The sequence below is a fragment of the Microbulbifer sp. JSM ZJ756 genome (genome assembly GCF_044383805.1).
GTDB lineage: Bacteria > Pseudomonadota > Gammaproteobacteria > Pseudomonadales > Cellvibrionaceae > Microbulbifer > Microbulbifer zhoushanensis.
Map to the genome: position 1 here is coordinate 109,224 of NZ_JBISER010000003.1, position 15,165 is coordinate 124,388.

11 protein-coding genes are annotated in these 15,165 nt (G+C 62.5%); 2 read left to right on the forward strand and 9 right to left on the reverse strand.

Annotation, left to right across the window (positions count from 1 at the left end; genetic code table 11):
* Position 1: 1 nt before the first annotated feature.
* A complete protein-coding gene (locus ACH6CX_RS06700) occupies positions 2–2,230 on the reverse strand; it encodes a TonB-dependent receptor (RefSeq protein ID WP_232940501.1) in 2,229 nt (742 codons plus the stop codon).
* A gap of 543 nt (positions 2,231–2,773) precedes the next feature.
* On the opposite strand from ACH6CX_RS06700, the gene ACH6CX_RS06705 reads away from it, so the two are divergent.
* Positions 2,774–4,234 carry a coniferyl aldehyde dehydrogenase gene (locus tag ACH6CX_RS06705; RefSeq protein WP_232940500.1) on the forward strand — a complete coding sequence of 487 codons (1,461 nt, stop codon included), beginning with the start codon at positions 2,774–2,776 and terminating at the stop codon, positions 4,232–4,234.
* An 83-nt stretch (positions 4,235–4,317) separates the two neighbouring features.
* Here the strand turns inward: ACH6CX_RS06705 and ACH6CX_RS06710 are convergent, their stop codons facing one another.
* From ACH6CX_RS06710 to hppD, 3 genes are read right to left on the reverse strand one after another with little or no spacing between them, the layout of a single operon-like run.
* Positions 4,318–5,325 carry a fumarylacetoacetate hydrolase family protein gene (locus ACH6CX_RS06710; RefSeq protein ID WP_232940499.1) on the reverse strand — a complete coding sequence of 336 codons (1,008 nt, stop codon included), beginning with the start codon at positions 5,323–5,325 and terminating at the stop codon, positions 4,318–4,320.
* Positions 5,322–5,882 (reverse strand): VOC family protein, encoded by a 561-nt coding sequence (locus ACH6CX_RS06715; protein ID WP_232940498.1) that lies wholly within the window; start codon positions 5,880–5,882, stop codon positions 5,322–5,324. Before ACH6CX_RS06715 ends, ACH6CX_RS06710 begins: the two co-directional genes overlap by 4 nt.
* Positions 5,883–6,980, reverse strand: a complete 1,098-nt coding sequence (hppD, locus tag ACH6CX_RS06720; RefSeq protein WP_232940496.1) for a 4-hydroxyphenylpyruvate dioxygenase — start codon at positions 6,978–6,980, stop codon at positions 5,883–5,885. It abuts the gene before it with no gap.
* A 473-nt stretch (positions 6,981–7,453) separates the two neighbouring features.
* Here hppD and ACH6CX_RS06725 point away from each other — a divergent pair, with 473 nt between their 5' ends.
* On the forward strand, positions 7,454–8,812 hold the full coding sequence (locus ACH6CX_RS06725) for a serine hydrolase domain-containing protein (protein ID WP_396675229.1): 1,359 nt from the start codon (positions 7,454–7,456) through the stop codon (positions 8,810–8,812).
* A gap of 17 nt (positions 8,813–8,829) precedes the next feature.
* Here ACH6CX_RS06725 and ACH6CX_RS06730 read toward each other — a convergent pair whose 3' ends face one another.
* The 5 genes from ACH6CX_RS06730 to ACH6CX_RS06750 all read right to left on the reverse strand — a co-directional run bounded on the left by ACH6CX_RS06730 (position 8,830) and on the right by ACH6CX_RS06750 (position 15,125).
* The gene (locus ACH6CX_RS06730; protein WP_232940492.1) at positions 8,830–9,624 is read right to left on the reverse strand and encodes a tyrosine-protein phosphatase; all 795 of its coding nucleotides are present in this window, start codon (positions 9,622–9,624) and stop codon (positions 8,830–8,832) included.
* Complete coding sequence (locus ACH6CX_RS06735; RefSeq protein ID WP_237062441.1) at positions 9,621–11,807, reverse strand: polysaccharide biosynthesis tyrosine autokinase; 2,187 nt, start codon at positions 11,805–11,807, stop codon at positions 9,621–9,623. The genes ACH6CX_RS06730 and ACH6CX_RS06735 overlap by 4 nt, the downstream gene beginning before the upstream one ends.
* 2 nt (positions 11,808–11,809) lie before the next feature.
* On the reverse strand, positions 11,810–12,370 hold the full coding sequence (locus ACH6CX_RS06740; RefSeq protein ID WP_334078333.1) for a polysaccharide biosynthesis/export family protein: 561 nt from the start codon (positions 12,368–12,370) through the stop codon (positions 11,810–11,812).
* A 55-nt stretch (positions 12,371–12,425) separates the two neighbouring features.
* Positions 12,426–13,625 carry an outer membrane beta-barrel protein gene (locus tag ACH6CX_RS06745; protein WP_396675230.1) on the reverse strand — a complete coding sequence of 400 codons (1,200 nt, stop codon included), beginning with the start codon at positions 13,623–13,625 and terminating at the stop codon, positions 12,426–12,428.
* A 66-nt stretch (positions 13,626–13,691) separates the two neighbouring features.
* On the reverse strand, positions 13,692–15,125 hold the full coding sequence (locus tag ACH6CX_RS06750) for an undecaprenyl-phosphate glucose phosphotransferase (protein ID WP_232940484.1): 1,434 nt from the start codon (positions 15,123–15,125) through the stop codon (positions 13,692–13,694).
* Positions 15,126–15,165 lie beyond the last annotated feature (40 nt).

Consider the following 15,165-nt stretch of genomic DNA (forward strand, 5'->3'; position numbering starts at 1 on the left):
GTTAGAAGTTTTTATTAAACTCCACGCCCAGGATACGCGGATCGTTGACGAAGCCGGTCAGGTTATTGAAGTCGATCTGTCCCTTGATGTTCTCCTCGTCGGTGATGTTGCGGCCGAAGAAGGCCACTTCATAGTCGCCGGCAAAGCTGGTGTAGCCAACGCGCAGGCCGCCCTCGAACTGGCCGTCGATGGTGTATTCCTTCGCCTCGTACAGCGCCAGGCTGGTCTCCCCCTGGTAGGCCCAGTCGGTGTAAAAGAACACTTCGCCGGTGGTGCCCACGGGCTGGCTGTAGCGCAGGGTGAAGTTGTAGATGGTTTCCGGCGCGGACTGGAACGGGTTGCCGTCGATCAGCGCCAGGCCGTCGGCGGTCAGCGGGTCGGTGACAGTGCACTGGCCGGAACCGCAGGGCGCGGTGGTAAGCCCGGCATCCTGGATTTCGGTATCGGCGAAACCGGCACCGGCGGTGACCAGCAGGTTGTCGGTGGCCACCCACTCCAGGTCCACCTCAAAGCCCTGGCCCACACCTTTGTCAGCGTTCAGCAGGCGGTTGAAGTTGCCACCACCACCGACGGCGGTCAGCTGGATGTCGTCGATCTGGTAGTAGAACACCGAGCTGTTCAGGCGCAGGGTGTTTTCCAGCAGGTCGGCCTTGTAGCCCACCTCGAACGAGGTGATGGTCTCGGAGTCCGCCACCGAGGGGCTGCCCTCGAAGGCCACGTCGCGGGCCTGGATCGACTGCGCGCGGAAGCCTTCCGCCAGGCGCACATACAGGCTGGAGAAGTCATCCAGCTGGTAGTTGAGGCTGCTCTCCCAGCTCAGCTGGTTGTCATCGATACTGACAGGCTCGTAGTCCTGCACGGCGGCGGCGCCGATCAGCAGGGCGAAGCCGTCCACGTTCTGCTGCCCAACCACCAGGGTCTTCTCGTCGTAGGTGTAGCGCAGGCCCAGGGTACCGGTGAGTGCCGGGGTGAAGTCGTAGGAGGTCTGGCCGAACAGCGACCAGGACTCGTTGCCGTGGCTGACGGTGGTGGCCCCGAAGAAACCATCGATACTGGTGACGTCCAGCTCGGAATCAAAATAGAAGCCACCGGCCTGCCACTGCAGCGGGCTGGCGGTATTGCTGGCCAGGCGCACTTCCTGGGTCAGCTGGGAGACATCGGCCTGGTCCTCGGTGACCGCATCGAAGGGAATAAAGCCGGGGCCGTCGCCGGCCACACCGCCGTCGATATCGCCCTTGCTGAGGCCGTCGGCGCCCTCGTAGGCGGAGATACTGGTGAGGATCACGTCGCCCAGGTCCCACTCCAGTTTCAGGGAGGAGCCGGCGCTCTCGTATTGCTGCGGGTTGTTGTCGCCCTGGTTGTAGTAGACGGAATCGCGGTCGAAGTTATCGCTCAGCTTGCCTTCGGCACCCGGCTCGAGGATATTGGCGCGGAAGATGCTGGCGGTGCCGTCCAGGTCACGCTGGTGCACATTCAGCAGCGCGGAGAAATCATCGGTGGGGGTCCACAGCAGCTGGGCGCGGCCGGCCAGCTCGGTGAAGCCGCCCATGGCCTCCTCCTCGCCGGTGCCGCTGGGGCCACCTGAATAGGTATTGTCGATCCAGTCGCCGCGCTCCTGGCGCAGGAACGACACCCGTGCCGCCAGCTTGTCGTCCACCAGGCTGCCACCCACGGCGCCTTCTATATTCGCAGTACCCAGCCCACCGGCGGCTACCTTCGTATATCCCCCGGTCTCCCAGGTGGGCTTGCGGCTGTCGAACTTGACGATACCGGCGGTGGTGTTGCGCCCGAACAGGGTGCCCTGCGGGCCGCGCACCACTTCCACCTGCTCCACGTCGAAGATGGGGAAGCTCTTCAGCACCACGTTTTCCTGCACCACCTCGTCGAAGATGATGGATACCGGCTGCGAGGCGGCCAGGTCGAAGTCGGAGTTACCCAGGCCGCGGATATAGAAGCGCGGTGCGGCGCGGCCGTTGGAGGATTCCGCGTACAGGTTGGGCACCCGCGCCGCCAGCGCGAGGATATCGTCGCCGGCGGAGAAGATGCTGTCGAAACGCTCCCCGGACAGCGCCGCCACGGAGATGGGCACGTCCTGCAGGCTCTCCGCGCGCTTCTGCGCAGTCACCGTGACCTCTTCCAGGCGCTTGCCTTCAGTGTCCTGGGCGAACGCTGCCGGAACCGTGGCCGCAATGGCACTCGCGAGTAGGGTCGGGGTAATTACTCTGCTCATTTATCTTTTTCCTTGAAGCAGCCAGCGGCCGTTCCCGTAGGGACGGCCGCTGGCCATGGGTTCTCGTGGTTGGGGTAGCGTGTCCCGCGCTGCTCTTGCGGCAGCCTGGCTGTGGGCGCGGGCCGGGAGCCGCGCTGCCGGGCCCCACAGGGTGACCGGCCACAAATAGGAAACACGATTGAATTCACATAATTTTTATACCGACGTGCAATGAGCAACCGGCGTGCCAACTGGCTGGAAAATCGCAAGGGAACTGCCTGCAAGTCGATGGTGACCAGATCAGTATGCCTGTTATCAGGCTTCACTCTTATCGTTCCGGCAAAGCAGGCTGATCACGCCCGGCCACTATGCACCATAAAAGCTCATCGCGCTGGGCACGGTGATAAAACTGCACCTTTACAGGGCATGGCGCGCCGAACCACATTGGCTCCCGCATGCACAGCGCCTACAATCCCTCACTGCCCCTGTGGCTATTCGATGACGGGGACTGGACACGCGAAATTCCACCAGGCCGGTTTGCCGGCCCTTTTCCGGGAAGCTTCCATGAATACGGACACTCTGACTTTACCCGAGGTAGATGAAACCCGGCAGCGGGAGATGCTGCAGGCCCTCCTGGAGCAGCAGCGCAACGCCTACCTGCAGGAGCCGGCGCCGGATTACGACTCTCGTGTCAGCGACCTGAAGACCCTGGCGCGGATGCTGCGGGACCACCAGGACGCAATCGTGCAGGCCATCAGCGACGACTATGGCAATCGCTCCGGTGTGGAAAGCCTCTTCTGTGAGGTTTACGTGGCCCTCGACGGCATCAAGGACGCCATCAAGAACCTGAAGAAGTGGATGAAGCCCCAGCGCCGCCACACCCCCATGCTCAATTACCCGCTGTCGAAAAACCGGGTGATCCCGCAGCCGCTGGGCGTGGTGGGTGTCATTGTGCCGTGGAACTTCCCGGTGAACCTGGCCTTCGCCCCGCTCACCAGTATCTTTGCCGCGGGTAACCGTGCCATGGTGAAGATGTCTTACAACTCCTGCAAACTGGCGGCGCTGTTGGAGCGGATCAGCGGTGATTACTTCCCGCCGGAAAAACTCACGTTCATTGCCGATGATGACGGCAGCCTGGGCCCTATTTTCTCCACCCTGAAATTCGACCACCTGTTGTTTACCGGCTCCACGGCCACTGGTCGCGCGGTCATGCGCTCGGCCGCTGACAACCTGACGCCGGTAACCCTGGAACTGGGCGGCAAGTCGCCGGCGATCATCGGCCCGGACTTTTCCCTGAATACCGCCGCCGAGCGGATCATGTTCTGGAAGCTGCTGAACGCCGGCCAGATCTGCACCACGGTTGATTACCTGTTTGTACCCGAAAATTCGCGCGACAGTTTTGTAAACAAGGCCAGGCTGCTGGTGCAGAAACGGTACCCGGACCTGCAGAGCGAGGATTACACTTCGGTCATCGACGACAACGCCTACCGCCGTCTCTGGGCAACGCTGGATGACGCCGTGCAAAAAGGGGCAACGGCCATCGACCTTTCCAACGGGCAGGGCCGCCGCGATGATCCACTGCGCAAGTTTCCGCCGCACCTGCTGCTGGATGTCACCGACGATATGGAAGTGATGCAGCGTGAGATCTTCGGCCCACTGCTGCCGATCAAGACTTACCGGGACCGCGAGGAGGTGGCGCGCTACATCAACGCGCGGCCGCGGCCGCTGGCCCTGTACCCCTTCACCGACGACAGGTCGCTGACAGACTACTATGTCGAGCGGGTGATTTCCGGCGGCGTCACGGTGAATAATTGCATCCTGCATGTGGCCCAGCACGATATCCCGTTCGGCGGCGTCGGCGACAGCGGCATGGGGCACTACCACGGCTACGAGGGCTTTATCGCCTTCTCCAAACTGCGCCCGGTGTTTTACCAGGGGCCGCTGGATCCGCTGAAGATGCTGATGCCGCCCTACGGCAAGACGGCCCGGAAGATTCTTGATGTGATGATCAAAATGACGCGGTAGCCTACCCCCAAAGAATAGAGCCGTCGCCAAACAAAAAAGGCCACCCCGCGGGGTGGCCTTTTTTATCCGGTGAAGCGAGGCTGTTACACCTGCTCCACCGTCTGCTCGATGCGACCGAAGATGGACTGGCCCTTGTCGTCCAGCATCTCGATGGCAATCCTGTCCCCGAAGCCCATAAAGGAGGTGCTGGGCTTGCCGTCCTGGATCGTCTCGATCATGCGGATCTCGGCGATACAGCTGTAGCCAACACCACCCTCTTTGACCGGCTTGCCGGGGCCGCCGTCCAGCTTGTTGGACACGGTACCGGAACCGATGATGGTGCCGGCGCCCAGCGGGCGGGTCTTGGCGGCGTGGGCGATCAGCTGGCCGAAGTGGAAGGTCATGTCCACGCCGGCATTCGGCTCACCAAACTTGCTGCCGTTCAGTTCGGATACCAGCGGCAGGTGCAGCTTGCCCTCTTTCCAGCTGTCACCCAGCTGGTCCGGGGTGACGCACACCGGCGAGAAGGCGCTGGACGGCTTGGACTGGTAGAAGCCGAAACCCTTGCCCAGTTCGTTCGGGATCAGGCCGCGCAGGGAAACGTCGTTCACCAGCATTACCAGCTTGATGTGCTTGAGTGCATCCTCGGGGGAAACACCCATGGGCACGTCGTCGGTGATGACGGCGATCTCGGCCTCGAAGTCGATGCCGAAGCCCTCGCTCTGCGGCATTTTCACCGGCTCACGGGGAGCCAGGAAAGTGTCGGAACCGCCCTGGTACATCAGCGGGTCGGTCCAGAAGCTCTCGGGCATTTCCGCACCGCGGGCCTTGCGTACCAGCTCCACGTGATTGACGTAGGCGCTGCCATCGGCCCAGTGGTAGGCGCGCGGCAGCGGTGAGTGGCACTGGGCCTGGTCGAAGGCCTCGCCGGCCACTTCGCCGCTTTCCAGTTGCGCGTGCAGTTTTTCCAGCTTGCCGGAAACCTGCTCCCAGTTGTCCAGTGCGGCCTGCAGGGTCGGTGCAATATCACCGGCCGGCGCCATGCGGGACAGGTCTTCGGAGACCACGACCAACTTGCCGTCGCGGCCGGATTTAAGGCTGGCTAACTTCACTGTGCCTCCCCTTTTGTATTCGGATTGAATTCGCCCTCACCGTGCATCCAGGCGGCGTGCCGCGGTGCCTTCTTGGTGCGGGACCACTCTTCGAGCATGTCTTCCGCTACCCGCTTCAGCTCCTCGTGCATGCCCGGCTCGGCGGTGTTGGCGGCGAGCTCGATACGGTGCCCGTTCGGGTCGAAGAAGTAAATGGACTTGAAGATGGTGTGGTCGGTGGGCCCGAGCACATCGATTCCCGCATCCTCGAGCTTCTGCTTCATGGCCAGCAGCTCGTCCATGCTCTCCACTTCCAGCGCAATATGCTGCACCCACATAGGGGTGTTCTGGTCGCGGCCCATATCCGGGGAGTTGGGCAGCTCAAAGAACGCCAGGACGTTGCCCTGCCCCGCATCCATGAAGATGTGCATGTACGGGTCAGGTTCCCCGGTGGAGGGAACCTTGTCTTCGGCGATGGCCAGCTGGAAGTCCATGCCCAGGAGATCGCGGTAAAACTCCACGGTCTCCTTGGCGTCGCGACAGCGGTAGGCCACGTGGTGAATACGCTTGATGCCCATTTAGGCCTCCGGCTTGTCTTCTTTCTTGTCACCGATCACGCCGCGCTTGAGCTGGTCGCGCTCGATGGACTCGAACAGTGCCTTGAAGTTGCCCTCGCCGAAGCCTTCGTCTTCCTTGCGCTGGATAAACTCGAAGAACACCGGGCCGAGCATATTGGCGGAGAAGATCTGCAGTAGCAGGCGCGGCTGGCCGCCCTCGGTGGTACCGTCCAGCAGCAGGCCGCGGGCCTTCAGCTCTTCGGTCGGCTCGCCGTGGCCCGGCAGGCGCTCTTCCAGCATGTCGTAGTAGGTTTCCGGGGGCGGGGTCATGAATTCCATGCCCTGCTCTTTCAGGCGGTCCCAGCACTTGATCAGGTCGTCACAGGCAAAGGCGATATGCTGGATGCCCTCGCCGTTGTACTTCATCAGGAACTCTTCGATCTGGCCGCCGCCACCGGCTGCCTCTTCGTTCAGCGGGATGCGGATCTTGCCGTCCGGCGCAGTCATGGCCTTGGACAGCAGGCCGGTGTACTCGCCCTTGATGTCGAAGTAGCGGATCTCGCGGAAGTTGAACAGGTCTTCGTAGTACTTGGCCCAGTAGTCCATGCGGCCGCGATAGACGTTGTGGGTCAGGTGGTCCAGGGTATGGAAGCCGCAGCCTTCCGGATGCTTGTCGACGCCTTCCAGCCAGTGGAAGTCGATGTCGTAAATGGACTCGCCTTCCTTGTAACGGTCGATCAGGTACAGGGTGGCGCCACCGATACCCTTGATGGCCGGCAGGCGCAGTTCCATCGGGCCGGTTTCCACTTCCACCGGCTGGGCGCCCTTCTTGATCGCCTCGTTGTAGGCGAAGGTGGCGTCCTTCACGCGGAAGGCCAGGCCACAGGCGGACGGGCCGTGCTCGCGGGCGTAGTAGTCGGCGTGGCTGCCCGGCTCGTAGTTGGTAATAAAGTTGATGTCACCCTGGCGCCACAGCTCGACGTCCTTGGTGCGGTGGCGGGCCACCTTGGAGAAGCCCATGGCCGTAAATACGGTTTCGAGGATGCCTTTCTCCGGCGCGGTAAATTCGACAAACTCAAAGCCGTCGAGGCCCATCGGGTTTTCAAACAAATCGGCCATGTGTTCCTCCGTTATCTCTCACTTTATGTGCCGCCATGCGGGTGTGGCGGCGGACTGATTAGTTTCAGGTGCAACGAACTTAGTTGCATGTGTAACTAATGTCAAGCGGCGCCCCCTGCGCCGTCGCGACGCGGGCTTGAACTTCAGTCAAATTGCCCGCTATAGCCTGCATCTTCACCGTTTATGCCCACATTTTCGGAGAAAATGGGGCGCGCAGCCCAATCGTACGCTCCTGCCGGGCTGCCCTATTTCTAGTGTCGCCGGGCGCGCACCGGCAGGACGTACGGGACAGCCTGCCCCGAACTGGGGGCCCGGACCTGCGCGGCGCGACCTGCGCGGCCCGACCTGCGCGGCCCGACCTGCGCGGCGCGACCCAAACTGACCAGCGCCCGTTGGCAGTTGCGGCTAGAATCGCCCCAATCAGTCATAACCCACCATCCGCTGCGGGTGGTGACCGGGAGAGCACAACAATAATGAACGTGAAAAAAATCAGCCTGATCCTGCTGGGGGGTGTTGCGGCCCTGCTGCTGTTGGCCGCACTGCTGGCGCCACGCCTGCTGGGTTTCTCGGTCGCGCAGCTGGATGACGCCGTGCGCGTCGCCACGGGCATGGGGGCCAAGCTGGCCTGCTCGGGCCGGTTTATCTCCGGTTTCGAGCCCTCGCGGATTGTCGAGGACCTGGCCTCCTACTCCCCGGCCAACCGCCTGCTGGAGCTGGAATACGGCGACGACCGCGTGAGCGCCACCCTGCTGGGCATGGGACGCACCAGCGCCATCTATCGCGAGGGGCTGGGCTGCACGCTGGATATCGGTGACACGGGGCCGCTCGATCGCGTGCGGGTAACGCCGGTGGAAACCAATGGCGAGGAATGGCCGCTGGGCTCTTCGGTCTCCTCCATCGATCCGGTCCTGCAGGAGCGGGTGGAGGCCATGCTGGCAGCGGACAACCGGGCCGGGCTGCAGACGCGCGCATTGCTGGTGGTCCAGGGCGGCAGGCTGGTGGCGGAGGCCTACGGCCCGGGCATCGATGCACAGACGCCGCTGCTGGGCTGGTCCATGGGCAAGAGCCTCACCGCGATCATGCTGGGCCGGCTGGAGCACCTGGGGCTGGCGGATACCACTGCGACGCCGGTATTCAGCCAGTGGCAGGACGACGAACGGGCCGGGATTACAATGGAGGATCTGTTGCAGATGAGCTCGGGCCTGGCTTTCGACGAGACCTACGCACCGGGCAGCGATGCCACCGAGATGCTGTTCAATGCGCACAGCGCCTCTGACCTGCCCCTGGCCAGCCCGGCGGCGCTCGACCCCGGCAGCCACTTTTCCTACTCCTCCGGCACCACCAACCTGATTGCCCGCTGGATGCACGACCGGCTCGGCGGTGCGCAGGCGAACCTCGACTTTTTCCGCAATGAAATCCTGCAGCCGCTGGGCATGGCACATACGGTGTTCGAAATGGATCCGAGCGGCGTGTTTGTGGGCAGCTCCTATATCTACGCCTCGGCAAGGGACTGGGCGCGCCTGGGCCAGCTGATGCTGAATCGGGGCGAGCTGAACGGCCAGCGGCTGCTCAGCGAGGATTGGGTCGCGCGCGCGGCAACCCCGAACGGCAGTGACAACGAACCGCGCTACGGTTACCAATTCTGGCTCAACCGCGGCGGCGCCTCACCGCGCTACCCGCAACTGCCGGAAGACGTGTTCCTGATGCAGGGCAACCGCCGGCAGCGGGTGATGATCTCCCCGTCCACCGATACGGTGGTGGTGCGGCTGGGCTGGTCGGCGAGCCGCTATCCCACCGGCGAGAATTTCGCCCGCTTGCTGCCGGGCAGCTGATTTCCCGCCCGGGAATCTCAGGCGGTCACAAGATGTGGCTGGCCGGGGAGTGGCCCCGGCGGTACGGGCCGTGACTGGGACAGGCCGCCGGAGAGGATCCTGGCCGGGTTGTCGCGCACCAGCATGCGTGCATGTTCCGCACCCACCAGTTTCTCCGCGGCCGCCCTGCCCTCCTGCAGCAGCGGCGGTCGGCGCACGCGGTGATGCGCATCGGTTGCCAGCACGGTGACCAGCCCCCGCTTTACCAGCTGGCGGGCGCGGCGCTCGGGGCGATCGCCGAAACGCCCACACAGTGCGCCGGCGGTCACCTGCAGCAGGCATCCGGCCTCGAGTAGCGGGTCCAGCTTGTCCAGGCTGCGGAGAATATCCCGATTCCGCTCCGGGTGCGCAATCAACGGGCGTATGCCGCGGCTGCGCAACCAATACACCAGGGCGGTGGTTCCCGGGGGAATATGGCTGTGGGGCATCTCCAGCAGCAGTACCCGTTCGCCATCCCAGCGGCCCAGGTAGGGCACCTGACGAGCACGCACCTGTGCCGGCAGTTCATCGGTCAGGCGTACCTCCGCCGCCAGGCCCAGCCGCAGCGGGATGCCGGCATGGCGCACGGCGGCGCTGAACCGGCGAAACACGGCGGTAAGTGCGTGGATGTCAGAGTCGTAGCGGCCGGGGTGAATATGGGGGGTCAGCATCGCAAAACCGATACCGTCGTCCACGGCGTCCCGGGCCAGCGCGAGCCCCTCGAGCATGGTCCTGGCCCCGTCATCCACACCGGGCAGGAAGTGGCAGTGCAGGTCGATCAGCGCCGCATTCATGTGGCCGCAGCCCCCTGCGCGGCACCATAATAGCCGCCGTAATATCCCTCGTCGTAACCGGCCAGCTTGCGGGTATCCACCTGGTTGAGCACTACACCGTCGACCACCAATCCCAGTGAGCGCATTTTGTCCAGGCCCCGACGCACTACCCGCGCGTGGGTCGCGTCTGCCTTGACCACGTACAGCAGCGAATCCGCGAGCTTTGAAACCACCAGCGGGTCGCTCACCGCCATCACTGGCGGGGTATCCAGGATAACCCGGTCATAGCGATTGGCCAGTTCCGCCAGCATGGCACTGAACTGGCGGGAACCCAGTATGCGCAGTGGGTCGCCGGGAAGCTTGCCGGCACCGATGATATCCAGGCCGGTATCCGCATCGTGGGAGATACATTCCTCCAGGGAAAAACTGCCGCTGAGGATGTCTGCCAGGCCGGGCTTGCTCGGGGGCAGGCCGAGATGCGCCGACAGGGATGCGCAGCGGAGGTCGGTGTCGATCAGCACCACGCGCTCCACCTGGCTCAGGGCAAAGGCCAGGTTTTCGGCCACTGTGCTCTTGCCCTCGGCCGGGGCGGAAGAGGTAATACTGACAATTTTCGCCGGTAGCGATTCCCGCCCCAACAGCAAGCCCGTACGCAGGGTGCGGACTGCCTCGGTGTACTCTCTCTGCTGCGGATCGAAAAACAGTTTCGGCGGCAGGCCTCCCTTGCCCTGCGGTTTTACCAGCGGCAGCTGGCCGATCAGGGTCTGCCCCAGTTTCTGTTCCACGTCGTCCGCGGAACGGATTCCCGCGCGGAAGAAGTCCAGTGCCAGGATCGCGACGGCAGCAAAACCGCCACTCAGGACAAACGCCGCCAGCACGATCAGGCGCTTCTTGGATTTTACCGGGTACTCCGGCGGTATCGCCGGTTCCACCAGCTGCGCTGCCGGTGATTCGAAGCCGGTGGCCTCACTGGCCTCGCGGAAACGGGTAAGGAAGGTGTTGTAAAGCTGCCGGTTGACCTCGACATCGCGCTTTAGCTCGTCGTACTTGATCTCCTTATCGGCAACACTCTGGATATCCACCTTGTTTGCAGACAGTGCGCTCTCGAGTTCTGCCACCTTGCGCTGCGCCACGCGGTAATCACCCTCGATGCTCTGCACCAGGTTGGCCACTTCCTGGCGCAGTTGCGCCCGGGCGGAGTCCAGCTCATCCCGCGCGGCGATCATGCGGGGGTGCTTGGGGCCATAGCGCTGCGCCAGTTCGGAAACGCCCAGGGCCGCGGAGATCTCCACGCTTTTTACATTCTGGATCAGCGGGTGATTCATGACTTCCGGCAGGTTTTTCAGCGCCTCGAAATCCCCGCTGTGTGCACGGATATTGCGATAGATACCGCCCAGGCGCTTGGCCTCACGGCGCGCCTCCAGCAGCTGGTTCAGGTTGTCATTGAGTTCCTGTTCGGCCAGGCCACGCACACCCTGCACGTCTACCAGGCCTTCCTGGCGCTGGAATGCCTGCAGCCGGCGTTCCGATTCCTCGAGTTTTTCCCGTAGCCCCGCAAGGCGCTCGTTGAGCCAGCTGGTAGCACGCTGGGTGACATCCAGTTTCGCTTCCATCTGCCGCTCCACGTAGGCATTGGCCACCGCATTGGGCACTGCGGCCGCCAGCTGCGGTGAAACCGCCTGGTAACCGAGCTCAACCAGCTGGGTGTTGCGAATCGGGCGAACGGTAAGGCCCGCCTGTACTACCCGGACCAGCCTGCTGCGCTGCTCAGCCGGGTCCAGCTCCTCCTCATCAGCCGATTCATCACCAAACAAACCGGGCAGCAGCCGCTCCAGTGGACCCGGCTTCTTTTCCTCGTCAGTAAATGCCCGGTAATTGACCAGGTCGAGATCCTCCACAACCCGCTCGGCGATGCCCCGGGAGCGCAGGATTTCCGCCTGGGTCAGGAAAAACTCCCGGCGCTGGGTACCGAAATCGTAAATATCCCGGATTGAGACCAGGTTAGCCTGGTTGGGGTCGAACATGAGTCGCGCTGTCGCCTCATAGCGCACCGGCATCTTCCATGCAAAATAGAAGGCCACCGCGGTCACCGGAATCACCACCAGGGCAATTTTCCACCAGCTGCGCAGGAGCAACAGGACGTAATAGAGGATGTCGATTGATCCCGACTGTCCGGATTCCGGGTTCATATTGGCTGCTGTCATATTCAGAACAATCCCTGCTCGACGGTAACCACATCGCCGGGCCGTAACTGCGTGTTCAGGCTGGCCTCGATCCGCTGATCACTGCCCGCGCTTTCCCGCACGATATAAATTCTCCGTTCCGAGGCGCGCTCGGTGAGCCCCTGGGCCAGGGCTGCCGCCTTGCCCACCGTAAGGCCCGGCTGGTAGGGGTAGCCGCCGGGTACCTGGACCTCCCCATAAATATAGAAGGGGCGGTACTCCACAATGGCGACGCTGATGCTGGGGTTGATCAGGTAGTCGCCCTTGAGGCCGTCCAGCAGGATCTTCTCCACTTCCTTGACCGAACGCCCGCCGATAAGGATTTCACCCAGGAACGGGTAGTTCACTACCCCGCTGTCATTCAGGAGAATCTCCATACTCAGGTCGTTTTCCCCGTAAACGGAAACCTGGATACGGTCGCCCGGGCCCAGCCGATACTTGTCCGGATCCGCCCCGGGCTGCGCCAGTGCTTGACTGGCCAATGCGCACCCGGCCAGCAGCGCCAGCCACAGTACGACGACCAAGGGCCGCAAACGTCTACTCATCATCACTTCCATATTTTCGCTTGAAACCCGGAGGCCGCATTTCCTGTTACCGGGATCAGATTTCCACTGTGCAGGTGAGTGCCAGCTGGTTCCTGTCGATGCCCTCGAGGCCATTACCCGGCTGTCGCCGGACGCTGCTGGCAGCGATGCCGACAACCAGATGGCGATTCACATCCAGGTCCAGCCTGAGCCCGTAGCGACGACTGTCCACCGTGTCGCTGCCGGTGCCGCCCCGGGGCGCCTGTGAAGAGGTGCCGTAGGCGAGCGAGCTGCTCAATCGATCTGACCACTGGTGCCCCCACGACAGGGTATGGGAGCGCACTTCAAGAAAATCTGCGCGGGCAAAATCCTGGCTTTCCTGCGGCACCTGTGCAGTGGTGTAGGAGAAGGTGCTGTAGGACCGGGGCCGCCAGGTCAGGCCCGCACGCCAGAGGTCACCGCTATAGTCAGAGCGCCGTACATCGTCGAAGTCTTTCTCAACCTCACCGACACGCACATCCAGGGAGGTCCTGCTGGACCGGAAAACCAGACCCACCACATGCTCGTCCTGGTGATTGCTTTGCAGGGGAATTGCCTCGGGCACCAGGTCGTATTCCTGCTCGGTCCGCGCGGCACCGACCACCAGGCGCGCCGATGTTGAAATAGCGAGCCCCAGCTCGAGGCCGGCATGCTTTCCTTTTCTATCCCTCAGGTCCTGGGAAAAATCCTCATCCACAACCCCCAGGGCCAGCGCCGCGCCGAGGCGGTGGTCATTGCCACCCAGCTCCAGCCTTCCCCTGACGGATTCACGCTGGTTGCGTCCCGGCTCCAGCAGCGGTACCGCCCCGGGCTCTAAATCATCCGAGAACAGGGCATCGATTCCGAGATCCTCGTGCAGGTCGCTGTAATCGAACCTGATCGAGGTACGGAATATCGAAGCCGGCTGCCACTGCAGGTCGCCAGAGGCCACATGGTCCAGGTAGCCTTCAGTATCTGGCGTCGCGTACTCACCCGCACGCGCTTCATAGAAAAGCCCATAACCCAGCGCCGACGACTCTCTTGAGAGTTGTGCGTACGGAGCGCCTACGGTGCGGATACTTTCCACCGGGTCCTCTGCCAGGCCAAACTGGTTATCGTCATAGATCACCTGTCCACGCATACCGGCAGTCAGGGTTGTGCCGCCACCCAGGTTGATGGCCGCAAAGCCCGTCTCACTTGCCAATGCCACAGCCACCGCTAATGGTGCCAGCGCCATTTTTCCTTTCACCGAGCTCATATTTACAGTCTTCCTTTCAAGCCCATTGTGATTCCATTCGATGCCGGGAAGCTTGCCGGTGCATTCCTAGTAGGCGTTCTTGCCGCCGAAGCCCTTGAATATCGTCATCAGGACGATGCGCAGGTCCAGCAGCAGCGACCACCTGCGGATGTAATCCAGGTCGTGCTCGATACGCTTGCTCATCTTGTCCACCGTATCGGTCTCACCGCGCCACCCGTTGACCTGGGCCCAACCGGTAATCCCCGGCTTCACCTTGTGCCGCAACATGTAACCGCTGACCAGGCCACGATATTGCTCGTTGTGCGCAACCGCGTGGGGTCTCGGGCCGACAATTGACATCTGCCCCTGCAGCACGTTGAAGAACTGGGGCAGTTCATCGAGGGAGGTACGACGCAGGAAGCGACCGACCGGTGTCACACGGCTGTCATTCTGGGTAGCCTGGACTACCCTGGCGCCATCATCCTGGACTGTCATGGTGCGAAACTTCCAGACAATTATTGTCCTGCCATCCAGCCCATAGCGGCGTTGCCTGAATATTACCGGACCCGGTGATGTGAGCTTTACGGCAATGGCCACAGCCAGCAAAACCGGGGAAACCAGCACCAGGATGGCAGAGGCCAACAACAGGTCCTCAAGACGCTTGATCCAGCCATTGATACCCTGGATAGGCGTGTCGTAAATACTGAGCAGGCTGGTGTCACCAATACTGTGCAGCCGCGAATGCAGCATGTTGGCGACAAAGAAGTTGGGAATCATATGCACCGTCGCGGTGGTATCAGCCAGCGCGGCCAGGATATCGGCGATCCTCTTCTCTTCGTGCATGGGCAGGGCGATAAAGACCAGGTCGCAACGGTTGGCCCGCGCCCTTGCAATTGCGTCGTTCACATCGCCAAGGATCGCGCGGCCATCAAAACCCTCCGCCCCGAACCCACTCTCCGTGGAACCGGGAACCCGGTAGATACCCTGGCAGCGAATACCCAGCTGCGGGTTTTCGTCCATTTCCCGCCACAGGCGCAGGCCCGCTTCTGATAGCCCGATAATCACCGCTGAACGCGTATTCCTGTCGTGGGCCCGGAGCAGGAACAGCACCCGACGCAATGCGTATCGCCACAGGGTGAGGGCGGTAAAGCCGAAGCCAAACCAGAGAATAACGGCACGCGGTGGAAAATCTGCGTAATAGCCGCTGAGGTAACCAGCAAACAACAGGATCACACAGACTGACAGCCATGCCGCCGCCGTGGTGCCGACGATCTTGAAGTAACTCTCCGAGCGCCAGGACCGGTAGAGATCCACCGACTCGGCGATAAAGGCGAAGCAGACCACCGCAAAAAGCGCGACGATCAGCCAGTCCTTGCTGGGTGCGATGCCAAGCACCTGTAAGGCAAGCAGCAGGCTTGCCTGGACCAGCAAGAGGTCGAATAAGCGGTACAGCGTGGTGATTCCACGCCGGTGCGTCCTGATCCATCCCTGGTTCACGTTATCCCCCTGAGGATTGGTCAACCGGGCACTTTCCTGTGTGCGCCGGTTTTTCTTGCCCCCC